Annotated in this window: 17 protein-coding genes and 1 riboswitch; of the genes, 5 read left to right on the top strand and 12 right to left on the bottom strand. The window is 49.8% G+C overall.

The window, feature by feature from the left end; genetic code table 11:
* Nucleotides 1-339 precede the first annotated feature (339 nt).
* The 3 genes from ACG1BZ_RS17020 to ACG1BZ_RS17030 all read left to right on the top strand — a co-directional run bounded on the left by ACG1BZ_RS17020 (nt 340) and on the right by ACG1BZ_RS17030 (nt 2921).
* A complete protein-coding gene (locus tag ACG1BZ_RS17020; protein WP_413662865.1) occupies nt 340-1419 on the top strand; it encodes a DUF1624 domain-containing protein in 1080 nt (359 codons plus the stop codon).
* A gap of 88 nt (nt 1420-1507) precedes the next feature.
* Nucleotides 1508-1981, top strand: a complete 474-nt coding sequence (locus ACG1BZ_RS17025; RefSeq protein ID WP_413662866.1) for a hypothetical protein — start codon at nt 1508-1510, stop codon at nt 1979-1981.
* Between the two features lie 178 nt (nt 1982-2159).
* Complete coding sequence (locus ACG1BZ_RS17030; protein WP_413662867.1) at nt 2160-2921, top strand: hypothetical protein; 762 nt, start codon at nt 2160-2162, stop codon at nt 2919-2921.
* 40 nt (nt 2922-2961) lie between these two features.
* Here ACG1BZ_RS17030 and ACG1BZ_RS17035 read toward each other — a convergent pair whose 3' ends face one another.
* The 4 genes from ACG1BZ_RS17035 to ACG1BZ_RS17050 all read right to left on the bottom strand — a co-directional run bounded on the left by ACG1BZ_RS17035 (nt 2962) and on the right by ACG1BZ_RS17050 (nt 11641).
* On the bottom strand, nt 2962-6969 hold the full coding sequence (locus tag ACG1BZ_RS17035; protein WP_413662868.1) for a translocation/assembly module TamB domain-containing protein: 4008 nt from the start codon (nt 6967-6969) through the stop codon (nt 2962-2964).
* The gene (locus ACG1BZ_RS17040) at nt 6969-8768 is read right to left on the bottom strand and encodes an autotransporter assembly complex protein TamA (RefSeq protein ID WP_413662869.1); all 1800 of its coding nucleotides are present in this window, start codon (nt 8766-8768) and stop codon (nt 6969-6971) included. Before ACG1BZ_RS17040 ends, ACG1BZ_RS17035 begins: the two co-directional genes overlap by 1 nt.
* Before the next feature lie 150 nt (nt 8769-8918).
* Nucleotides 8919-9293, bottom strand: a complete 375-nt coding sequence (locus ACG1BZ_RS17045) for a hypothetical protein (protein ID WP_108734070.1) — start codon at nt 9291-9293, stop codon at nt 8919-8921.
* Nucleotides 9294-9661: 368 nt separating this feature from the next.
* The gene (locus tag ACG1BZ_RS17050; protein WP_413662870.1) at nt 9662-11641 is read right to left on the bottom strand and encodes an acetoacetate--CoA ligase; all 1980 of its coding nucleotides are present in this window, start codon (nt 11639-11641) and stop codon (nt 9662-9664) included.
* Nucleotides 11642-11807: 166 nt separating this feature from the next.
* Here ACG1BZ_RS17050 and ACG1BZ_RS17055 point away from each other — a divergent pair, with 166 nt between their 5' ends.
* Complete coding sequence (locus ACG1BZ_RS17055; RefSeq protein WP_413662871.1) at nt 11808-12686, top strand: LysR substrate-binding domain-containing protein; 879 nt, start codon at nt 11808-11810, stop codon at nt 12684-12686.
* A gap of 33 nt (nt 12687-12719) precedes the next feature.
* Here ACG1BZ_RS17055 and ACG1BZ_RS17060 read toward each other — a convergent pair whose 3' ends face one another.
* The 7 genes from ACG1BZ_RS17060 to thiC all read right to left on the bottom strand — a co-directional run bounded on the left by ACG1BZ_RS17060 (nt 12720) and on the right by thiC (nt 19853).
* Entirely contained in the window at nt 12720-13193 is a 474-nt protein-coding gene (locus ACG1BZ_RS17060; protein ID WP_108734073.1) for a Dps family protein, read from the bottom strand.
* Between the two features lie 248 nt (nt 13194-13441).
* The gene (locus tag ACG1BZ_RS17065) at nt 13442-14191 is read right to left on the bottom strand and encodes a HesA/MoeB/ThiF family protein (RefSeq protein WP_413662872.1); all 750 of its coding nucleotides are present in this window, start codon (nt 14189-14191) and stop codon (nt 13442-13444) included.
* Nucleotides 14185-15738, bottom strand: coding sequence for a thiamine phosphate synthase (thiE, locus tag ACG1BZ_RS17070; RefSeq protein WP_413662873.1), 1554 nt, complete (start codon nt 15736-15738; stop codon nt 14185-14187). Before thiE ends, ACG1BZ_RS17065 begins: the two co-directional genes overlap by 7 nt.
* Before the next feature lie 7 nt (nt 15739-15745).
* Nucleotides 15746-16552: a thiazole synthase gene (locus ACG1BZ_RS17075; protein ID WP_108734076.1), complete on the bottom strand. Its 807-nt coding sequence runs from the start codon at nt 16550-16552 to the stop codon at nt 15746-15748.
* Between the two features lie 2 nt (nt 16553-16554).
* Nucleotides 16555-16755 (bottom strand): sulfur carrier protein ThiS, encoded by a 201-nt coding sequence (gene thiS / locus ACG1BZ_RS17080; RefSeq protein ID WP_108734077.1) that lies wholly within the window; start codon nt 16753-16755, stop codon nt 16555-16557.
* Nucleotides 16755-17831 (bottom strand): glycine oxidase ThiO, encoded by a 1077-nt coding sequence (thiO, locus tag ACG1BZ_RS17085; RefSeq protein WP_413662874.1) that lies wholly within the window; start codon nt 17829-17831, stop codon nt 16755-16757. The genes thiS and thiO overlap by 1 nt, the downstream gene beginning before the upstream one ends.
* Before the next feature lie 111 nt (nt 17832-17942).
* Nucleotides 17943-19853, bottom strand: coding sequence for a phosphomethylpyrimidine synthase ThiC (thiC, locus tag ACG1BZ_RS17090; protein ID WP_413662875.1), 1911 nt, complete (start codon nt 19851-19853; stop codon nt 17943-17945).
* 85 nt (nt 19854-19938) lie between these two features.
* Nucleotides 19939-20037, bottom strand: a riboswitch (TPP riboswitch).
* Nucleotides 20038-20299: 262 nt separating this feature from the next.
* On the opposite strand from thiC, the gene ACG1BZ_RS17095 reads away from it, so the two are divergent.
* Nucleotides 20300-21226 (top strand): SGNH/GDSL hydrolase family protein, encoded by a 927-nt coding sequence (locus ACG1BZ_RS17095; RefSeq protein WP_413662876.1) that lies wholly within the window; start codon nt 20300-20302, stop codon nt 21224-21226.
* A gap of 61 nt (nt 21227-21287) precedes the next feature.
* Here the strand turns inward: ACG1BZ_RS17095 and ACG1BZ_RS17100 are convergent, their stop codons facing one another.
* On the bottom strand, nt 21288-22832 hold the full coding sequence (locus tag ACG1BZ_RS17100) for a thioredoxin domain-containing protein (RefSeq protein ID WP_413662877.1): 1545 nt from the start codon (nt 22830-22832) through the stop codon (nt 21288-21290).
* Nucleotides 22833-23172: the final 340 nt, after the last annotated feature.

Genomic DNA, 23172 nt, shown 5'->3' on the forward strand with positions numbered 1-23172 from the left:
AATAATATTGATTATTGGGTGGACAAAATTTCTTGGACTTGCCAGAACCAAAATGCCTGCACTATCGTCCCTCCACCTACATATCACACAATTAAAAAGCAATTGGTTGCCTGAAGAATATATGTACAATATGAAAGGCAGACAGCTCCCACCTGCCTCCAAACAACAACAAACAAAGACCAAGAGACATCATTTATAGCTCTCTTTAACTGTCTTATGTTCCAACCTCAAAGTAACAAGAACCCTTAGAGAGAAAACGCTATAGAACTCACTAACTTTGGAGATAACAAATTGCGATATCCAGCAATAGACATCACTAGAGGTATATTAGTAATTATTATGGCCCTCGATCATACTCGAGATTATTGGACTTCGACTCAGTTTGACCCATTGGACCTATCCCAATCCTCCATCGCTTTGTTTTTAACTCGTTGGATCACGCATATATGTGCCCCTGGATTTATATTTCTTACAGGATTGAGTGCCTACTTTCACGGTAAAAAACTTAACTCCAAGCCGGAGTTGGCAAAATTCTTAATACTTCGAGGGTTAGTACTAGTTATCCTCGAACTAACCTTGGTAAACCTCTCTTGGCAGTTTGCTTATAATTACGCTTTTGTACAGGTAATCTGGGCCCTGGGCGTATCCATGATCATACTGGCGGGCTTAATCTATTTGCCAATGATATGGACCACCATCGTTTGCCTGGCCGTAATATCCTTACATGGATACCTGAATGATGACTTCATGCGCCAGCTATTAGGTGGCTATGAATGGCTTTGGATTCTTGCGCATGTACGCACTAGTTTTAGACTTTTCGAGTTCAACACCGGTATTTTTGCTGCTTACAATATTATTCCCCTCTTTGCTCTTATGTACCTTGGCTATGTATTTGGGCCTCTTTACGAGATGGCAAACAAGCAACGAGTGCGTCTACTAATAACAACAGCAACTGCGCTATCGATTATATTTATTGCAGTTAGACTAATAGGCTTTGGCGACCCCAATGATTGGAATTCACAGCAGGGGCTTCCGGGCTTTATCAACACCGCCAAATACCCAATGTCGTTCAGCTATATCCTTATGACAATGAGTATAGTTTTCTTGATCATGGCTATCGTTGAAAATCGGCAAAACCGAATACTGGATGTATTGCTCCTCTTTGGGCAGGCCTCATTGTTCTTCTATTTACTCCATGTCCCAGTGATCAATCTGTCCGCACATCTATGGAGCTACTTAGAGTTTGGAGTAGCAACCAATTTCTTCAACGGCCCCAAAGTATGGCCTGAGGGCTACACACCTAACTTACTGAGAACCTATACTTACTGGATTGCTCTGATAGCGATACTTTACTATCCCTGCAAGAAATATCTTCAAAAGAAAAAAGAAAGTGGATCGGTGATATACTCCTACGTATAACTCTCGGCACAACTTTATTTCGCATATTAAAAATTCTGCTCTGGGGTGAGCAAAGCCCCAGAGTTACCTCCCAATCAGGACGATATAGATGTTGCAAAAAATAGACCAATGGATTGATCAAATACTGATAGACTTCAAAGAAGAGAGACAATCTTGCGCAAGGTTCACAGAGAAGTTTTCAGGGTATTATACGGAAGAATTTCTTAGCAAAAGCTACTTTGTAGTGGTTGATAATATTCCAAAACCGAGGTTTCCCGAGCTCTACCAGGCTGGCCTGGGTGACTTTGTCGACATGGAAGTAGCCGGTATCACTTACAAAGATACCTACTTTGTCAAAACACCTTTTGCTGCGGACATTTCCCTCCATTTCCATGAGTTAGTCCATGTCCACCAATGGTCTCTCTTGGGAGCAGAGTCATTTATCAAACGTTATATCAGTGAAATTCAGACCTACGGCTACAACGGTGCACCTCTGGAAAAAATGGCCTACAGCCTGCAAGATAGATTTATGGACAATTGCACTCCAACAGATGTTTTAAGTTACATTCAGAATCATTTGTAAGTACTCAATGATCATTGGACTTCATCTATAAAAAGGTTACCTTCTGGATAAGTGAAAGTGACCTTTGTGCTACCAGCCAAAATTGATCTTATTGACAGGCTAAACATTTCTACTAAAGCCTGATCATCAAGACACAAACTATAATTTATTAAGTTTTATAGTTTGCAAGCTCCACACCATGCTACAAGCAACCCGACTCTTCCTGATTTTTGCTGCCCTATCCACCTTAAATCTGGCATCAGCAACAACATGTAAGCCCATATTCAATCACCAAGATGACAAAGTGGCCAAAAACAATCGCTGCACCAAAATCAGCTTTCAACCAAGTAATACGGAAGGATCTGCTGTTATTATTATGGATGAGGACACCAAAGGCTCCTGCGCTTATACATCTGCGGTTCTATGCGGGAATACCGAGATTAGAATGAAAGATATTTCTGCAATTGACTTTAAGGTTGACGTGCCTCCAGGTAAGTGCGGCGCTAAAGAGTGGATTGCCGTTTATATGTTTCCCTGGTGTGAACAACCCGGTGGATGTTGGGCCGGGGGGCAGCGGGAAGTCGATTTTGTAGAAACAACAGGCTCCAATGATCCGGGAGGTTTCGCTTCCAATTGGGGAGGGCTTCCCAAACAGGCGGCGTGGACAAGCCAAACAGGTCCCCTACAGGTGAAGAGTGGTGCCCTACAGCATATAACTTTTACATCCAGGAAAATCATATCGGGTGAAGCTAGTGGAACCTATCAATGGGATATAAGAGTGTGTGAAGCATCTGCGTCTAAGTGCGATGATTCAAATCAGCTTTGGCATGCCTACCGGGAAAAGGGGCCTGCAATTTTTGATGAATCCATGATGATCGTGATCGACAACTGGGGCGTCAACAATCCACCCCAGCCAGGTTGCACGTTAAAAATAACGGATATGCTAATCACCAAATATTAACGATGCTTCTTACAACGATAGGGGGTTAGTGGCGAAAACCCTAATAATCTTTTTTCCACTGTAACTCTACACTACCGGAACCGCTGTCACCGTCATCGGCACTTTTAAACTCCAGGTTGAGGTTATCCCGAAGTTCTATTTGCATCTCCGCCTGCCATGGACTGAGAGGATCGGTACTTCTCTGTAATTCCACATAAATTCGATTGGTAATATATTTGCCCAAGCTCAATGCGTACTCATCACCTTCGTCTCCCTCCTCCTGCTCAATATTGAGTGTATCCAGGTGCAACAGCTCGCGTGTCTTGGCGATAGGATCCAATACCGCTCGACCCGACTGCAAACTGCGTACGACACTAACTAAACGAACAGCTTGTAAAGGTGAAATATCTGATAATGACTTCCCAAAAAGCAACTGCGCCAGAATTTCATCCTGAGAGGCCGAGGGGTCAGAGGTAAATGTAATATCCAAGTCCGCAGCAGTGCCTGATATCTGCGCGGTTATTTCTCCATCGCTATATTCATAGACACCTTCAACCAGGATAGCGACCTCATTATTCTCGAAGCGAATTTCTCCATCTTCCAGATCAAATTTCTTGCCGAATAAATCAAAGCTGCCGCGAACAATTGTTAATTCGCCGGAGGCTTTTGGCTTATCTGCGGTGCCTCGAATATCCACCACGCCGCGCAATTGAGAATTTAAGCCAAGTCCGCGCACATAGGATTGTTGGTCCAAAACAATCTCTACATCCAATCCAATTTTGCTAAACAAGGGAGAAGATCGCTGCACCTGTGGGCCATCGACCTGAACTTCCACCACCTGGATTTCCGGAACACTGCTGCCAATCCATTGCTCAATCTGTACGGCCAGCGGCTTCAAAGTGAATCGCCCGGTAATTTCTGCATCCTGGGTTGAGCCCGACAAACGGGCATCACCGGATATTGCACCGCGTACTCCCGGAGAGTTCAGCAAGTGGGCCCGACTGAGGCTTAATACGATGTCAAAACTGGGCGAGCTATCCGGAGGTAAAAAGACCGCCCCTCCCAGGTTTATCCGCCCACCATCACCATCGGTAGCGCTTCCTCGTACAATCCGCCACTCCTCAGGAGACAGCTGCGCGTAGAAGTTAATATCCGCAATGCGAGTATGGCTCGGTCGGTGCTCATAACGACCATTACTCAATTCGATATCACCGGTTAATAGAGGACGCTGCCAATTTCCGGTACCGTCAACATTGAAACTGAGCAAGCCGCGCATACGGTGGACACGGGGATCAATATATTCCGCAATCACTGACAAATCGGCCGTACCGCGCCCCTGCAATTGAAAGGGCACATTTCGCAGGCCACCAGTTTGATTATTATCAGCAAATAATTGTTCGAAGATCGGCGCAATCAATACACTTACTTGGCTATTTACTGCGTTGCTACCGCCGTGTTGGGCAATCAGGGATGCATCCAGCTCTCCATTCTCTGTCTGCCAATCCAATACTATCGAAAGCGGTTGAACCTGGATTCCGCGCTGCCCTCGCCCCAGGGCTTCTCCAGTAGCGCGCAATTCCCCTTGGAATTCAGGCTGCTTGGGGCTTCCACCAATACTGGCATAAAGGCTGACATCACCATTACCCGCCCTACCGCTGGAAAAACTATTCGCCAGATCCGATAGATCACCCTGGCCGCGCAACTCTAAATCCAGTCGCTCTGCATTCAAGCTACCCAGTATCGATAATTGATTGCGACCCGCCCAGAGCAACTCGATACCATCAGTTACCAGACTCCTGTCCGCATAGTCCAAAGTACCCTGTAAATGCCAGGGCTCCAGATGAAATTCTCCCTGGGAAATCAGGTTGGCTTTAATCTGCGGGTTTGAAATAGCCCCATCAATCCTGCCATCCAAGCTCAACTCCCCTTCAAGGGAGTTAGGGAGAGAGAGACCGACGAGATCTACCAGGAACAGCGGTAGATTGCGCGCACCCATATCAATTTGTAATCGGTCTTGTCTAGGTTCGATGGAGCCATCGGCCTGCAGCAATGCCACCCCCACCCGACCCAACTGCTGGGCATCTTCAGCGAGGGCTGTCAGACGGCTCTGGCTCTGTAGGGGCTCAGGCTCCCCTTTATCAAAACCTGAGGCAATCACGGGGGACTGAGGGCCTCTGCTCGAGGATGAACCAAACTGGTTGCCATTGCCGTTGGTAAATAACTCCAATCGCAAGTCACTGACCTCTATTAGGTCCATATCGCCACTGGCTTCCCCTTTTAAGTTAAAGGGGTAATCCTGCGCGACACCATTGGAATCCAGTAAAATACTTACCTGGGGATTACTCCACTCTCCCAGGACTGTTACTTCGGAAGATCCCCCTAGGCTTACCCCTTCTGCCTCGGTAACTCCAAGGTCATCGCGCAAACTGATATTTTTGCCATCGATCTGCCCGTGTAAATCCAACTGCTTCTGTTCAATATCAAGCTGACCGATCACTTCCAGATTGAGCTTCTCTCCGGTAAATACCAATTCATCAATAGTCAGCGCGTGCAGGTTTCCACTTATCGCCGCCGTCAACTCACCCTGTAAGTCGTGGTAAGTACTCACTGCACTCAAAGACAAATTGAGGTTTGGGTTTTTCCATGAGCCGATGGCCTCCACACGCAACTGGTGCAAGGTACCGGATAAAGCAGTGGGGATATCTACCCTATCAGCCTGGGGTAGCGAAGCTGCAAGCCGGCGAATTTCTTCAACACCCAACTCATCAATCTCTCCCACCAAATCCAGTGCTTTCAAATTCGTATCTACACTACCGAGCACTTCGATCCGTGCACCGGCAAAGTGCAAAGACAAGGCTTGCAAGTCAATCACACCTGCCTGGGTATCGACCCGGCCTTCCAATTGCAGGGGCTGCTGCCGATAGCTGCTTTCCACTTGTAAGCTGCCATTAATATTCGGCTGTTGCAGGGAGCCCTGCACCGAAAAATCTGCGCTGAGCCAACCACTGTCCAGGATATCCTGCCAAGGGCGGGAAAGTGTTAGCGGGATTTGATTGAGGTTAACTGTCCCATTGACACCGTCCGCGCTAATGTTGCCTTTAATCGTACTGCGCCGCTCATCCACTCGCAGCCAAATCCCCGTTGAAGATAAGCGCCAGGGATTAATATCGGCTTCGATTCTTCCTGTCAGATCCAGTTGATGTTCTGCTAGAGGAGCTGCGATCGAATTAATATCCAGCAGCAGTTTTTCGCCCTGTTTGCGTAGGGATAATTCACCGCGAGCATCCAATACCTGATTTTCCGGCAGATGCAGCTGTCGACTGACAAACCCCTGGCCCACCTCACTGGTAGAGAAATCGATTACAAAGCGCTCGCCCTGCATCCGGCCATTTACAGTGAGATTAAACTCGGAACCATTCAGCTCACTCACTTCGATAAATAGCTGCGCCGGTTTACCCTGCCAGCGGTATTGGGCGTTAGCCTGAATAGCAACAGGGGGAATCCCCTTCAACCGGCTGTCCACCAATTGCAGGCGAGCTATATCCAGCTGCGCCAAGCGAAACCCGGGAACTAGCAACTCCCAAGTAGTCGATGGCTGCTCCTCACTGACAACTTCAACCTCCTCTTCGCCGGAATCTGCCAGCGCAGAGAGAAGTTCATTGAGGATATTCAGGTTGAGCAGTAAATCTTTGGCCCCCACTCGCTCGATATCGATGGGATTTCGGGACAAGCTGTTGAGATTAACTTCCAGGTCCTGGGCTTCGGCAAGCGTATTAGCTCGATAGTCAATTCTCAGTCGCTCGAAAAACCAAAATCCTAATTTTTCACTGCGAATTCCCTCTGCCTCAATTTCGAGGTCGTCCACCAATTGCTCGGCAGCGTAAAAAGCCCCACGAGTAAGGCCGACGCGCCCCGGTTCCGTGCTGAGGAAATAGATAGCGGACATCAGGAGGAACAGACAAATGCCTGTTACCAGGGAACCCCCAGCACCCAGAGAGCGCCAGAGCCCACGCAGGAAAGCACCCACCCAGTGGGCAACGCCCAGCGCAAACAGGCCCAACCAGCGCATCAGAATGCCTGCCCCAAGCTCACATACACCTGATAGCGATCATCGATGCCCTCACGGCGATCGAGGGGAAAGGCGATGTCCATGCGGATAGGGGCAAAGGAGGTGATATAGCGCACGCCAAAACCCGTTCCCCAAAACAGGTCGGAAAACTTGGGCGCTGCGTCCTCATAGGCATTGCCGCCATCGAGAAAAATCACACCGCCCCAGGTATCCGTAAAACGAAAACGGCCCTCAAAAGAAATCTCACTAAGTCCCCGACCACCGATAGCATCGGAGAGGGTTTCCTCACCCTCATCATTAATCTCAATAAGTCGCGGACCCAACTCCTGGTAACCATAACCCCGCACGGAGCCACCACCACCGGCATAAAAGCGCTCATCCGCAGGCAGCTCAAGGTTCGACTCCCCTGTAATTGCCCCGGCTTTCAACCTTATTGCCAAGGTGGGCTTATAACGCCAGTCATCGGCTGTTTTATACGCAGTGAGCTGTAGGGTATTTTTAATAAAGGTGGTGTTGGTATTTCTAAGATCGATATAGGGTTTTACTTCCAACGCAGAAGTGGCGCCACGGCGGGCATCCAGAGGTTTGTCTGTCGTGTTTAATTTAAAGCCCAGGGGGAAAGCTAACAGTGTGTAGTTTTCATCGGGATCATCTGCTTCAACTGCCCCTTCCACCTTCTCGTCCACTTCACTGAATTTCAGCTCGGCGCCACCACTCAGCGTGCGATGCTTACTGATTTTTCTCGATACCAGTGCACTGAATGTCAGGGACTCTGAACGGTAGGAATCAACATCCTCTCCTTCCAAAGCAATACTGGCGGTCAAGCGTTGCTTGTCATGGAAGAAACGGGGAATAGTGAGCTTGCCTTCCAGGGTTTGCTTTACCTTGTTCAGCTTACTTTCGACTTCAATTTTTTCCCCACGATGGAAAACATTGCGATGTTCCCAGGCTGCTGAAATACCGGCTCCCTCATCGGAGGTGTACCCCACCCCCAAGGTTATGGTGCGGTGATTGCGCTCCTGAATAACAAAAGTAACATCCACCAACCCATCGTAGGGTTCAGAAACTTCAGTATTTACATTGGCAATTAAGTTGGTGCGCAGCAGACGCAACTGCGCAGCATCCAGTTTACTGCGGCTGAAGCAATCCCCGGATTTAATCTTGACCTTATCCAACAGGTAGTCCTCTTCGATAGAGGTGACTCCTTCAATGCGGACTTGGCCAACATGGACTTCGGGACTGGGGGCCACCCGATATTCCAGTCTCGCAGCAGCTTCCCGGTGAATCACCGTTGCCTGGTAGCTGACATCCACATTCAACAGACAGGCATTTTCATTGAGGTACTTGGTAATTTTTTCTACGCCCTCAAGTACCTTGCTGGCAATCAGGGGATCTCCAACATGGATAGGCAAACCACTAAAGCCTGCCCGCAAACCGGCCGGCATAATAATATCCAGGCTCTTGATATGGTACTGGGGGCCGGGAGTGACACTATAGAAAATTTGGTTGCCAGAAACAGACTCATACACAGTGGCATCATAATATCCCTGCGCACGCAGTAATTTTTCCAGGTTACCCCGCTCATAGTGCGCAATATCTGCCGGATCTTCGTAGTTTTCCAGCGCACTACTGTTCTTGCGCAACTCGTTGAGTTCGGAGGTCAATTTTTCCTGCAGCTGGGGATCGCCCTGCACCAGCAGGGTAAAACCCGGCAAGCGATCAAAAAATGGGATGGCTGCTGCCAGCTGCATTGGCAGCGCTAGAAGGGCAACAAGTAGGGAGACAAAGAGAATTCGCAAGATCTTTATCCAATGTCAGTAGCGGCTACTCCGCAAAAAATCCGGGTATCCGTTCCCTCCGTAGGCTGGAATATCCAGCTGATGACAACAGCTGGGATAATTAAATCGACTTATTGAGCAGCCAATAAGCCGATTCGGCGTTTGGGACTTCTATGGCTGTGTGCCTTGGCTGGGCATTAAGGGATTACAATCCTGGATAATCACCCGCCCTTCCAGAATATTTCCTTTGGAATACTCCGTGAAAATACACTGGTTAGTTTTGGGGTTATAATTCTCGATCCACAAATTATCTTCCTTCCAGGTGGCGCCGATATGGCGGTACCCATCGGGCACAGAGATACGCATGACCCCGCCAAAGCGCTTCACGAAAACCTGCTCATAGTGAAAGTAGTAGGCAAGCCAGCCGCCAACAAAGAAAACCGCAGCCACGATTGCGCCGATCTTAAGGCTGCCCAGGCGACTGCCGATAAAAAGAGAAGCAATAACCAGGGCAATCACCGCTGCCCAGTACAAATAAGTAACCATGACTGTTTTTCTACCGTGAATTATTGGTGTTTATAAAGTGAAGGGTAGCGCAGAACCGCAGCAAACTAAATGGCGCCGGGTTACGCTCCCTTACTCCTAAGGAGCCTCTGAATAACTCCGTAATGCCTCTGCGGGCCTTGAAGGTTGCAGATGTTAGGCGCAGCTCGCCGCGAATGGCCGTAGCCCTTTGCAAGAGCTGCAACGCAGCAGCTGTGGCCTTCAAGGCCCGCCCTTCGGGGCATGCAGAGCGATCCACACTCCGCGTTGCGACCTCTTGAAAGGTCTAGACATTCCTGCGAAGCCGCGCCTTGATTGTGAACCGCTCTGCATGCCAGAGGTATCACGGAGTTGTTCAGAGGCTCCCTAACTTACTCCTCTGCCAACTCCGGCAGCTTTTCAAATAGCGATAAGGCTTCAGGGTTGGCCAGGGCCTCTTTATTTTTAACCGGTTTACCCTCCACCACATTGCGCACAGCCAGTTCCACAATCTTACCGCTGATAGTTTTAGGAATATCCGCCACCTGGATCACCTTCGCCGGTACATGGCGAGGCGTGGTATTGGCGCGAATCGTGGAGCGGATTTTCTGGGTCAGATCCTCGTCCAGTACAACACCCTCTCGCAAAACCACAAACAGCACTACCCGTACATCGTCGTGCCAGGGCTGGCCGATACAGATACTATCTAGCACCTCCTCGACTTTCTCCACCTGGCGGTAAATCTCTGCGGTTCCGATACGCACACCGCCGGGATTAAGTACTGCATCGGAGCGGCCATAGATCACAACACCACCGTGTGCCGTAATCTCGGCATAGTCCCCATGCGCCCACACACCAGGCCAATTTTCAAAGTAAGCACCGCGGTACTTGGCTCCATCTGGATCGTTCCAGAAACCAATCGGCATACAGGGGAAGGATTTGGAGCAAACCAGCTCCCCTTTCTCTTCAACCACTGCACTGCCTGTATCATTCCAGACTTCCACCGCCATACCCAAGCCGCGACACTGCAACTCTCCGGCATATACCGGTAGAGTTGGGTTGCCAAGGGCAAAGCAAGACACAATATCGGTGCCACCGGAAATAGAGGATAAGCAGAGATCTGCTTTTATATCTCTGTAGACATAGCGAAAGCCTTCGTGGGCCAGCGGAGAGCCTGTGGAGAGCACCGCACGCAATTTCTCCAGTTTGTGGGTCTCCCGGGGTTTGCAGCCACTCTTCTCCAGCGCAGCAATATATTTGGCACTGGTGCCAAACAGACTGATTCCCTCTTCATCGGTCATATCCCATAGACTTTGGGATGAAGGGTAGAAAGGTGAGCCATCAAACAGCACCAGAGTCGCCCCACAAGCCAAGCCACTCACCAGCCAGTTCCACATCATCCAGCCACAGGTGGTGAAGTAGAAAAGTGTATCCTCACGCCGCAGATCGCCATGCAAGCGATGCTCCTTCAGGTGCTGGAGTAAAGTGCCCCCCACTCCGTGGACGATGCACTTGGGTACACCAGTAGTACCTGAGGAGTACATGATGTACAGGGGGTGATTAAATTCGGTTTGTACAAAGGAGAGTTCTTGAGCGGGCGCCGCAGCTTCAAAAGCTTGCAGTAGTACCGCCTTACCCAGCGGCTCTGCCGCTAGTACCTGAGCAGTTTCCTCTTCTGAGCGAGCAACCGGCACCACTACCAAAGTTTCTATGGATTCGATTCGCTGCATGATCTCGCGCAGACGCGGCAGTGAATCAATAACCTTGCCGTTATAGAAGTATCCTTCACAGGCAAATAGCACTTTCGGCTGCACCTGGCCAAAGCGGTCAAATACTCCATTGATACCAAAGTCTGGTGAGCAGGAGGTCCAGATAGCACCGAGGCTGGTGGTGGCCAACATGGCCACTACGGTATCGATCACATTGGGCATAAACCCCGCTACCCGATCTCCCTCAACAACGCCCTGGGCAACGAGGGCCGCTGACAGGCGCTCCACCCGATCGTACAGCTCCTTGTAGCTCAGCTCGCGGCGGCTACCGTTCTCCAGGCGCTCGACCAGGGCAGCCTTGTCATCGCGATAACGCAGCAGGTTCTCAGCAAAGTTCAGGCGTGCCTGTGGAAACCACTGCGTACCGGGCATGGAATCGTTACTGAGTGTCTCATCACCCTTATCTGCAGCGATAACTCCGGTGTAATCCCACAACTCCCGCCAAAAAGCTTCGCGATTATCTACTGACCACTGATATAAGGCCGCGTAATCATTGAGATCCAGCTGGTATTGCTGGTTGACCCTGCGACGAAATTCATCCATCTGGGTGGCGGCAATAGCCTCTGCGCTGGGTTGCCAGAGCGGTTGGGAGTTGTCCTTCATTTCAACAGACCTTGTGGCTCATTATTGTGTTTTCGAATCGCCCTCTCGGGCACAAGGGGAGCAATCATGCCCTGCCCCACCACTTAAAACTATTTTAATCTTTTTTAGATTTGTTAAATAAAAGTTAACATAGCTAAATCTATCAATTCCCCAGGAACCTGCCGCTGTGAGTGCCACGATCAAACAACTACGCGCCTTTGTCACAGTGGCCCGCAGCCGCAGCCTGGCCCAGGCCAGCGCTCAGTTGCACACTTCCCAGCCAGCCCTGTCCATTGCCATCCGCAATTTGGAGGATGCGACTGGCGGCCCGCTTTTCAGTCGAGAAGCCCGCCAACTCACTCTCACCCCGGAGGGCGAGGAATTCCTCTCCCGCGCCGAACAACTATTGCTCAACTGGGATCAATCCCTGGATGCGGTACAGCAGGCCTTTCGCCTGGAGCGAGGGCAGTTGCGCCTAGCAGTAATTCCCGCCTATGCGCTCAACCAACTCCCCCAATTATTAGCCAATTTTCACCGCCAACACCCACAAATCAATATCCTGCTGGAAGATGTGGTGATGGAGCGAGTAACCCAAGCGGTACAAGATGGCCGGGCAGAGCTGGGCATCAGTTTTCGCCCCGGGGATTTAGGCGGGCTTGAGTTTGTGCCCCTACACAGGGATCGTTTTATCGCAGTCATGCCACCCCAGCACCCCCTCAGCGAAAAAGGAAAAGTGCGCTGGAGTGACCTGGCCAGTTTTCCTTTTATAGCTATGAACCGCGGCTCAGCGGTGAGGCGCTGGACCGATGAGGCCTTCGGGCAAAGTGGCAAAGGCGTTCACTATATCTGCGAAGCTAATCAACTAAGCACAATCAGCCAGTTAGTACGTGCGGGAATGGGGATTAGTGCAGTACCGAGCTTGTGTGAAACACAGGTTCGGGAATATGGGCTGGAATCCCTGCCGCTATCGGCACCAGTAGTGAGCCAGGAGGTGGGGATATTATTAAAGAGCCGAGGCACCTTGTCGGCACCAGCAACCGCGTTTTTATCCGCGATTACTGGTTGAGGTCTATAAAAGTGCCTCTACTTATTTGAGCGACTAGTGACTGCTGGTTGCGCGCAGCATCCAAGCCGTTTTCTCGTGAACTCTCATACGATCAGATACCAGGGCAACTGTGGATTCATCTTCTCCCGCCTGGGCATCTTTTAAAACTTCACGACAGGTTTTGATCACTTGCTCATGCCCTTTAGTGAGAATTTTTACCATTTCTTCCGCCGGTGGTACCTCAACAACTTCTTTGATGGAGCTGAGTTGGGCAAAAGCCTGGTAAGTACCGGGAGCGGAAACCCCGAGGGTACGAATGCGTTCGGCAATATCATCCACTGCAGTGGCCAGCTCGGTGTAATGCTCTTCAAACATCAGATGTAATTCGCGGAACAGAGGCCCAGTAACATTCCAGTGGAAGTTGTGGGTTTGCAGGTAAAGGGTGTAGCTATCTGCCAACAAATGTTTCAAGCCGGCAGCAATCTTTTCCCGATCCTTTTCACTGATACCAATATCGATTTTTTTCATAATACAAATCCCTCTTCCAAAAACTGTTGTCACCGAAATGGTTATAAGGCCATTTTGGTACCTTTATTCACTTCTCACAAGCTATCGAGCCAATAGCTTATTTATATAGACAAGTAAGATTTATAAGGTGCAAAAATGGCGTGAATTTTAACCCGGCTATTGAAAGAAAATTTTGCGACAAGACATTGCCAATAAGGGACTCTCCAAATAAAACTATTTATCGAGCCTCCTGCTGGTAACACAAGAAATCAGGCACTACAAACTGGGCAATTACTATGGCTCGGCAGCTGCAAAGTTTGCAGAGCTAAGGTTTCCGTCTCGATTAAGTGCAATTTATTCAAGCTTGATACCGGCAAACCCATCAGGTATTTCATGGCCTCCAGAGCCTGCATGCTACCAACCACACCCAGCGCCGGACCGATCACACCTGCTGTAGAGCAGTTCTGGACTTCAGCCTGCTCCTGGGGCGGAAACAGGCAGGCATAACAGGGGCCGTTTCCTTCAGAAAAATCAAAACTAATCAGCTGGCCGGAAAACCCCTGCACCGATGCCATTACTACCGGACACCCTGCCTGATAACAAACCCGGTTGATCGTATGGCGGATTTCCAGGTTATCGGTGCAGTCCAACACCAGATCCACCTGTTTTACCTGCTCACGCAGCCAGGATTCATTCGCCATTTGGCTGTGGGGGTGAATGCGAATAGTTGGATTGGCTGCAGCCAATTGTTGTGCAGCCACCATCGCTTTGGATTTTCCCTGGTGATTGGTTTTGTACAAAACCTGGCGCTGTAAATTGGAGAGATCGATATGATCACCATCCACCAGGTGCAACTCTCCAATACCGGCTGCGGCCAGATACATCGCTGCCGGGCTGCCGAGCCCACCTAAGCCAACAATCAGAATTCGCGCAGAAGACAGTTTTTTCTGCCCCTCTTCACCCACCTGGGGCAACATTATCTGGCGACTGTAACGCTGTAATTCCTTACTACTTAACATGGCTCTACTTCCGCACGCTTACCTTTCAACAGGACATTAAAATCGGCAACCGCCTGCTTGTAATCTTCAGCTTTAGTAATAGCGCTGACCACGGCGATACTGCCAACGCCGCTAGCGATAACCTCACCGGCCCGCTGCATATTAATACCACCAATTGCCACGAGTGGATAATCGGGCAATAGAGCTGCCATTCGCGCAAGTTTCTGCACGCCCTGCAACTGATCCGACATATCCTTGGTGTTGGTCGCATAAATTGCACCAATGGCCAAGTAGCTGGGGCGATAACGGTAGGCCAACAGTAATTCGTAGAAGCCGTGGGTACTGATACCCAGCTTCAATCCTGCCGCTTGAATTGCCCTCAGATCAGCAGACTGCAAATCCTCCTGGCCCAAATGCACGCCGTAGGCGCCGCACTCAATCGCCAACTGCCAGTAATCATTGATAAACAGGCGCAGGTTATACGTCCTGCCAATAGCCACTGCCCGCTCAATCTGTGCGCGCAGGTCCCCACCCGGATTCTTTATTCGCAGCTGTAAAGTACGCACCCCCAGCTCAGCCAGGCGCTGCAACCACTCCACTGTATCCACAACCGGATATAAACCCAATGCTTGCGAGTCTGTTTGGGCAAACCCTTGAACAAGAGGCTGGGCTGCACCAAAGCCATAATCCAGCGCACGCTCTTCTCCCGGCACCAAAATTTCCGGGAAGTCGATTAAATCCAGGGGCCAGCCACAGTGGCCTACAGGTCCAGCACCAGCACCGATATGTGCATTATTTCCCCCGCGCAAGCCCCGCTGTACATAGGCTTTACCCACAACGCAGGCATCTCGCAACGGGTAGCCCAAAGCGCGGCAAGCGGCAATAGCGGAGGACAGGGTACAGCCAGTGCCGTGTGTGCCAGTACTGGACACTTCCCGGCCAATAAACCAGTCGGTCTTTTCACCATCCCACAGTAAGTCGGCAACTTCTCCCACACGCAATTGCGTATGGCCGCCAGTAACTAAAATTGTGGTACCGCCGTGGGCGTGCAACTGACGCGCAGCCCGCACAATAGATTCCGCACCCGCGACACTGACCCCGGTAAGCCATTCCAATTCATGTAAATTGGGAGTGACCAGATCACACTGTGGCATCAACTGAGCCAACACCGTTGCGGTAATACTTCCTTCGGTGAGCCCGGCTCCATTGGTAGCAACAGCAACCGGGTCGTAAATAACCGGAACCGGCTGCACCGCTTGCAGCTGGCGCAGGAAATCTGCCACCGCAACAACTTGTTCAGCATTCGCTAGCAGACCGATTTTAATTGCGGCAGGAAATAGATCCCGCTGTAAAGCCTGTAACTGAGAACCCAAGACCTCTAGGGAAACTGCATTAATTGCAGTAACTTCCACCGTATTCTGTGCAGTATTGGCCGTGATAGCACTGCAACCATGGCAACCGAGGTCGGCAAAAGTCAGCAGGTCCGCCTGAATACCGGCGCCACCGCCGGAGTCACTGCCGGCAATGGTCCAGACAATTGGCTTTTTCAATTGGAGTTGATCGCGCATAAAAATACTAATCCTGCAATATGCTCTCTGCCTGCTGCCAGAAAGGCATATCCAGGGTGGGGGTGCTGGGGCTGGCAGTTTGACGCCTGAGCATCAAGCCGGCATTAAAGGCGGCGCGCCCGGATTCCACAGCCAGTTTAAAAGCATTAGCCATCAGTACCGGATCCTGGGCTTTTGCAATCGCGGTATTCAATAACACCGCATCAAAGCCCATCTCCAGTGCTTCTGCCGCCTGTGATGGCGCACCGATTCCGGCGTCAATAATAAGCGGTACATCACTCAAACGCTCGCGCAGTGTTTGCAGGTTATATTTATTGAGCAGTCCCTGCCCGGTACCGATGGGAGCCCCCCAGGGCATTAATACCTCGCAACCCACATCCAAAAGTTTTCGACACAGAACCAGGTCATCTGTGCAATAAGGCAAAACCTTGAAGCCTAACTGAATTAATTCCCGCGCAGCTTCTACCAGACCAAAGGGGTCTGGCTGCAAATTGTAATCATCACCAATCACTTCCAGCTTGAGCCAATCGGTCTGGAAAATTTCCTGGGACATTTTTGCCAGCTCCACCGCTTCTCGCGGCGATTTACAACCGGCGGTATTGGGCAACAACTGACAACCGGACTCGCGAATATAATCCCAAAATCGATTGTCCTGCTGCTGTGCCGGATTTTGCCGGCGAAGAGACAAAGTAATAATTTCCGAAGCTGAGGCTTGCACGGATTCGCGCATAATCGCTGGGGAGGGATACAGGGCGGTGCCCACCAAAAGCCGGCTGTTAAATGTTTTTCCGTAAAGTGTTAATAGATCGCTCACCTTTACCCCCCCACTACCGGAGCAACAATATCCAGGCTATCGCCGTTATTTATCTGTGTATTGCTATATTCCGTACGGGGAATAAATCCACCGTTGATCGCAACGGCAAACGTTTCTCCGCGATAGCCGAGCTGCTGTAAAAGCGCAGAGAGTTTTAGCGGGGATTCAAGGCTTTGTGTTTCCCCATTAATTAGTACCTGCATCAAACCACCTGTAACAGTTGTTGTGCCACTTGATTCTCCACTTGCTCCACTACTGCCGGCGCTAAAAGATAACCGTGACGGTAAAGGCCGTTCACCCTAATCAGCCCATCCTCGCTGTGGATATAAGGCATATTATCCATAGTGGCGGGGCGACAATTTACGCGGGTCTCTACAATACGAGCCTCGGCAAAAGCCGGGTTGAGGGAGTAAAGCGCGGAAGACAACTCCATGCTGGAGCGCACGGAAATGGGCGACTGGTCTTCGCTCTCAATTTCCGTAGCACCAATTACTGTGCGTCCATCGCTGCGTGGTACAGCGTAGAGCTTATAGCGCGGGTGGAGCAGGCGCACTGGACGCTGCAAAACCACTTCCCGGGATTCCACCACCATCACCTCACCACGGACACCGCGTAAGCCTTCAATCTGCCCCTTGGCACCGAGACCACGGCAGTCGATCACGCAATCAAATTGTTCGCGCTCCGAGTTCACAGAGATATACCCGGCTTCGCAATTTACCTTGCTGTGCTCTCGCAGAGTGACTGCACCTCGGTGCAATACGCTAAGTAACGCAGGCAATAAGCGGTGATTATTGATATCCGCCTCACCTCGTAAGTAAAGCCCCTGTTCAAAGCCGTGTAAGGAGGGCTCTAATTTCGCTAAAGTATTGCTATCGAGTGGCTCCACCTGCTCCCTGGCAGATTCACCCAACTTACCCTGTAACTCCCGCAGGAATTGCAGCAGCTCACTTTTATCCTTGCCGTGAGCAACCAGTACTGAGCCCGCCCTGCGGTATTCCACGTCCTGCCCGCTCTGCTCCTCCAGCTGCCGGGCCCACTCAGACCAAATCTCAAGGCTTTTCAGCCCCAGGTTGTAAACTTGTTTATCGCTGTGCACCAATTCGGATAGTGGTGAGATCATTCCCGCTGCCGTCCAGCAGGCTCCCCCGACTGGTGCCGACAGATCACCCGCTTCAAACAGGGTAATATCCAGTTCCCGTTGGCAGAGCCGCCAGGCGAGCAAGCGACCTAACAGGCCGCCACCGGCAATAGCTACTTTGGCTTTGGTTTCGCTTGTCACAGACCACCTATCTTCGCAAATCCAAATCGACACCCAGCGATATGCGCTATGCACTCGCCGTACTTTTGCTATCCGATTCTTGGGGGAGAGGACTCTCCCCCAAAATACTCATTAGCCCTTGTGATAAATCTCGCTACCCATGTCCTTAAATTTAATCGACATTTCCTCCATGCCCTGTGCCGCTTCCTGCTTGGCCGCATAATCGCGCACATCCTGGGTAATTTTCATGGAGCAGAATTTCGGGCCGCACATGGAGCAGAAGTGAGCTACCTTGCCGGATTCCTTTGGCAAGGTTTCATCGTGATAGGTGCGTGCCCGCTCCGGGTCCAAACCGAGATTGAACTGGTCTTCCCAACGGAATTCAAAGCGGGCTTTTGACAGGGCGTCATCGCGCTTCTGTGCCCGCGGATGCCCTTTGGCCAAGTCTGCGGCATGAGCCGCAATCTTATAGGCCATAAGGCCCTCTTTAACATCCTCTTTATTGGGTAGGCCCAGGTGCTCTTTGGGGGTCACATAGCAGAGCATGGCGCAACCGTAAGTGCCGATAAGTGCAGCGCCGATGCCGGAAGTAATGTGGTCGTAGCCGGGAGCAATATCCGTGGTCAATGGACCTAGAGTGTAGAAAGGTGCGCCGTGGCAGTGCTTCAGCTGCTCATCCATATTTTCTTTGATCTTATGGATAGCCACATGACCGGGGCCTTCGATCATCGTCTGAACATCGTGCTTCCAGGCAATTTCAGTCAGCTCGCCAAGCGTGTGCAGCTCGCCAAACTGGGCTTCATCGTTAGCATCCGCAATTGAGCCCGGACGCAGGCCATCACCGAGACTAAAGCTCACATCGTAAGCCTTCATAATCTCGCAGATTTCCTCGAAGTGGGTGTAGAGGAAATTCTCTTGGTGATGGGCGAGACACCATTTGGCCATAATGGAACCACCGCGAGAGACAATCCCAGTCATACGTTTCGCAGTGAGCGGCACATAGCGCAAAAGCACGCCAGCATGAATAGTGAAGTAATCCACCCCCTGCTCCGCCTGCTCAATCAAGGTGTCGCGGAACACATCCCAGTTAAGATCTTCAGCAATTCCGTTTACTTTCTCCAGCGCCTGGTAAATCGGCACAGTACCGATGGGCACTGGCGAGTTTCGCAGAATCCACTCGCGGGTTTCGTGGATATTGGCACCGGTAGACAGATCCATCACCGTGTCCGCGCCCCACTTGGTAGACCAAACCAGTTTCTCCACTTCCTCTTCAATGGAGGAAGTCACAGCCGAGTTACCAATATTTGCATTCACCTTGCACAGGAAGTTGCGCCCGATAATCATCGGCTCCACTTCCGGGTGATTAATATTCGCCGGGATAATTGCCCGCCCTTCTGCAACTTCCCGGCGCACAAATTCCGGCGTGATTTGCTCGGGGATGTAAATACCATCACGTGCCTTCTGGTATTCACTTTCACTCATTTCCGCTGCCAACTTGGCTCGCCCCATATTTTCGCGCACTGCGATAAATTCCATCTCTGGGGTAATAATGCCGCGGCGGGCATAGTGCATCTGAGATACATTCTGTCCCGGTTTGGCCCGGCGAGGGCTGGGAAGGTTTTCAAAGCGGATATGATCCAGCCCCTGGTCCGCCATACGCTTCTGGCTGTAGGCCGCTTGGCGAGAGTCCAGCAGTTCAGTATCTCTGCGGGCCTCTATCCAGCCCTGGCGCAATTTGGGCAACCCTTCCCGTACGTCCACTTTAAAATTGGGCTCGGAATAGGGGCCCGAAGTGTCGTAAATGGTGAGGGGCTCATTGGGTTCAAACACCGGATTCTCTGCATCCCCCCCTACCAAACTATCTCCCAAACAGATCTGACGAGCACCAACCTGAATGTCGGGAGTTTCACCGGGCAAATACACCTTGCTCGAGTTGGGGAAAGATTGAACCGTGAGATTTTCAAGAAATTCTTTAGCGGAATCGCGACTGGCAGCGCGGGAGGACTTTCCGGCTTTACCGGATTGTTCAATGATCTCAGACATGCGTAACCTTAAAACTTGGAAATTTAAAGGTCGCAGCATCCAGGGCACATACAAAGAGAAAAGACGCCAAACTGTAACAAAACAGGCGACTTCAGATCTTGTTCCCTACGCGGGGGTTACCCCGATCAGGTTCAACGGATCTCGCAACAGCGATCTCAGCCCACAGGCACTCCGACAAGTAGAGCGCAGTATAGTGGAAGCGTCCGAAGAAAAACAGATGGCATAAAACTGTGCCAGAAAAACTAAAGCTTTGAAACGCCAATAAAGTAATCAATGCTCTCGGCGACAAAACTCCAACAGACTTCAATTTATTGATAACTGACCAAAGGGTCTCAAGCATTCATCACTCACAATATCTGAGTGCGTCCTACACTCCTTCTCGTTTACCGGAGCAGTGAATAAAACGATAACAACTTACGGCGAAAGTCGGTGTGGGAGAAAATACAATGTTGAATAAATATGGAGTTCTAGTAACGCTCTGTTTGAGCATCTTGTCGATACAGCCAGCAATGGCAGCCCCCTCCAAGTCTGTTGCTGCGGGTGACAGTATTACCATGGCATTCGGTGCAGACTGTACCCGCAATAAGTATTTCTGGGACCTGTTTTGTCTTCTCGGCGGGGACCAACCCGAGCATTCCTGGTTTGACGGCGACGACAATTCAGTGGAGAGTGTTCACGATAAATATAAAGTTAACTACCCCAATATGGCTGCCAATAAAAGTGCAGCGGAATCCGGTGCTGAGATGCGTAGTGGAGGCGACAATTTCTCCACTCAAGCCGATCGGATTCTATCTCAAAGTAATTTACCTGATCATGTCGAGGTAGTATTGGGCGGTAATGACATCTGTAACCGGGGTTGCGTCGATCCAGCCAACTGTAACGATCCACTTTACACCGATAGCGAGTGGCGCTCGGCAGTTCAAGCTGGTCTGGACAAATTAGTCGATGGTCTCCCTAACGGCTCAACGATAGTACTCGGCTCAGTACCACGAGTACACGATCTCCGGGCAGCGGGTCTGGATAAGCAAAGCGGTAATTCCCGCGTAGATTGCGAGAGTGTCTGGTCGACTTTCGGAATCTGCCGAATTGCAACAAATGGCGGCTCGATGAATGGAGAGAGCTTTGCTACTCGTTATAACGGAATAGCCACAGCCCAACAACGTTATAACGAAATCCTTGTTGAGGAAGCAGAAAGTTACAACGGTATGAATGGGGTAGAAGTTGTTGCTGAATATACCGGTGAGGATCAGTTAAATGCCGGGACTTTTCAGTTTAATAAAGATGATATTGATGGTGGAGACTGTTTCCACCCAAGCATTCAAGGACAAAATATTGTCGCTGACCTACTGTGGCAAGGAAATCCGGATAAATAAGTAACTTTTACTGCTCGGTAAATTCAGGGCCCGCAATAAAGTACCGCGGGCCCTAATCAATTCACTTACCTAAATCCTCATCAAAGTAACCACTCTCTTCAACCACATACTGCAATCTATGCGGCAAACCCTTTCTCATAAAGGCAACATCAATTACTTTTCCACTGGTAAGAGCACTCCAAAGCTCATTCTGACCACTGTGGACCCAACTGTCATTGACCCTCAACAGCACATCGTTTTCCTCGAATCCAAGTGCAGTAAAGAACTCATTGTTGGCCACCCCCTCCAAGCGCATCAAATGGTGGCCCTCAACTTCCAGCTCCGCCTCAATAAATTTAGCCTCCAAGAATTCTCGTTGTTCGAGTTGCTTCGCCAACCACTCTTGCCCAAGAGTCAACACAGCAGCCGGCTCGATTAGCTTTTTACCCTTTTCTCCCTGAGGCTGTTCAATACGTTTGCGCAGCTCCTCATCGTGCTGATGGGACAAAGTTAAAGGGATAATATTACCCTCTTCACCTTGCAATAGCAGGCGCTCCAGGGATCCCTGATTATCAATAACGGCATAGTGCCCTTTCAAACTCTTCAGAACGACATCTTTAAGAACAGACTGCCCCAGTGAAAAACTCTGTGCCTTCTGCCCATTTACTTCTATTAAAGCTTTGGACTTACTTTCTATACTCGATTCACTAACTCCTACCAGGGCAAGAGGTAGATCCGTAACAGGTAAATGATTCTCAGTATCTTTTTGTTGTTTCCATGTATATTTCTTCTTAGGATCTATATCAAGCCTGATTAGTTCTTTTTCTATCCAGTAAGAATATTGCTCAAATGATCGCGCGCCCTTTAGATACAAACCGTTTATAAAAACAACCGGCACATTTGTAAGGCCAAGCTCTAAAGCAATTTTCTGATCCCCCAGAACAACTTCTTTATAATTCATATCTCCAATACAGGCTTTAAATTGCTTGTTATCGATCAGTAAACTGCTTGCGGTCTGGGAGTAAGACTTCTCACCAAGGTTTGGAGTTTTTGCGTATAAGGCGTCGTGATATTCCCAAAAAATATTGTGCTCACCAGCGCACTTAGCTGAAACAGCAGCTTTGATACCTTCCCGATGAAACTTAAGGGGAAAATCAAAATTTACCTGGCGAACCCAACCAGAATAGTCACTCAACATACGCCTCAAGGTTGGCTGAAAGGATTTACAGTGGGGAGATTGAAAGGAGCAGAACACTGCAATTGTTATAGGCGCTTCGGGATTTCCTCGAGCGGCACGCCCGCCATAATCAAGATCTATTCGTGGTGGCTCTGGAACGGGAAGCATAACTTCTATTTCTTGACCATCTTTTGCTGTTTTGGCAATTTTTTCATGCAGTTTGTTGAGCCGTAATTTATGCTCCATTTCAGCAATATCATACAGCACAAGCTGGAGTTCCTTATCCAAGGCCTCTACGCTGACCTCCTGGCCACCAATCCGTGCAGCTATATGTTGCTGATCAAGTACTTTAGTTCCCACTGTTATTTCCGCATCCTTTGAACACCCCCCCATTAGGCTCAAAATACCCAACGCCATTAACTTTGCTATAACATTCCTTAGTCGCTTCACTGGTAATTCTCCTTTTACCGGTTTTGACCAATCTTACTCGCCAATTCTCATTTCAACCGCTTACAGCGAGCTTTATTCAGAACGTGTTCAAAAAATGAGAACCAGGCAAGCTTTTTGGCATCTAAGCTAACGTCTCTCCAGTAGAGGAAATATCCAACAAACTAACCCTGAGTAATTTCGAGAGCCTATTCGATCCTTGGATCACTGTCCCCCATATGAAATCACTTTTAAAACTACATGGGAAAATCTTGGAACCAAAACAGCCAATAGATCATATCGAAGTATCTAATAAAAGCTATAGCCAAAAGTATCGATTGCAGGAAACTCCAAATCGTCTATT

Source organism: Microbulbifer sp. CNSA002, assembly GCF_047324085.1.
Classification (GTDB): Bacteria; Pseudomonadota; Gammaproteobacteria; order Pseudomonadales; family Cellvibrionaceae; genus Microbulbifer.

What these genes read in the sequence shown, in the direction of transcription:
- ACG1BZ_RS17020 (WP_413662865.1), top strand. Translation starts at nt 340, where the DNA reads ATGGCCCTCGATCATACTCGAGATTATTGGACTTCGACTCAGTTTGAC.
- ACG1BZ_RS17065 (WP_413662872.1), bottom strand. Translation starts at nt 14,191, where the DNA reads ATGTTAAGTAGTAAGGAATTACAGCGTTACAGTCGCCAGATAATGTTG.
- ACG1BZ_RS17025 (WP_413662866.1), top strand. Translation starts at nt 1,508, where the DNA reads ATGTTGCAAAAAATAGACCAATGGATTGATCAAATACTGATAGACTTC.
- ACG1BZ_RS17030 (WP_413662867.1), top strand. Translation starts at nt 2,160, where the DNA reads ATGCTACAAGCAACCCGACTCTTCCTGATTTTTGCTGCCCTATCCACC.
- ACG1BZ_RS17035 (WP_413662868.1), bottom strand. Translation starts at nt 6,969, where the DNA reads ATGCGCTGGTTGGGCCTGTTTGCGCTGGGCGTTGCCCACTGGGTGGGT.
- thiE (WP_413662873.1), bottom strand. Translation starts at nt 15,738, where the DNA reads ATGCGCGATCAACTCCAATTGAAAAAGCCAATTGTCTGGACCATTGCC.
- ACG1BZ_RS17060 (WP_108734073.1), bottom strand. Translation starts at nt 13,193, where the DNA reads ATGAAAAAAATCGATATTGGTATCAGTGAAAAGGATCGGGAAAAGATT.
- ACG1BZ_RS17050 (WP_413662870.1), bottom strand. Translation starts at nt 11,641, where the DNA reads ATGAAGGACAACTCCCAACCGCTCTGGCAACCCAGCGCAGAGGCTATT.
- thiS (WP_108734077.1), bottom strand. Translation starts at nt 16,755, where the DNA reads ATGCAGGTACTAATTAATGGGGAAACACAAAGCCTTGAATCCCCGCTA.
- thiC (WP_413662875.1), bottom strand. Translation starts at nt 19,853, where the DNA reads ATGTCTGAGATCATTGAACAATCCGGTAAAGCCGGAAAGTCCTCCCGC.
- ACG1BZ_RS17045 (WP_108734070.1), bottom strand. Translation starts at nt 9,293, where the DNA reads ATGGTTACTTATTTGTACTGGGCAGCGGTGATTGCCCTGGTTATTGCT.
- ACG1BZ_RS17095 (WP_413662876.1), top strand. Translation starts at nt 20,300, where the DNA reads ATGTTGAATAAATATGGAGTTCTAGTAACGCTCTGTTTGAGCATCTTG.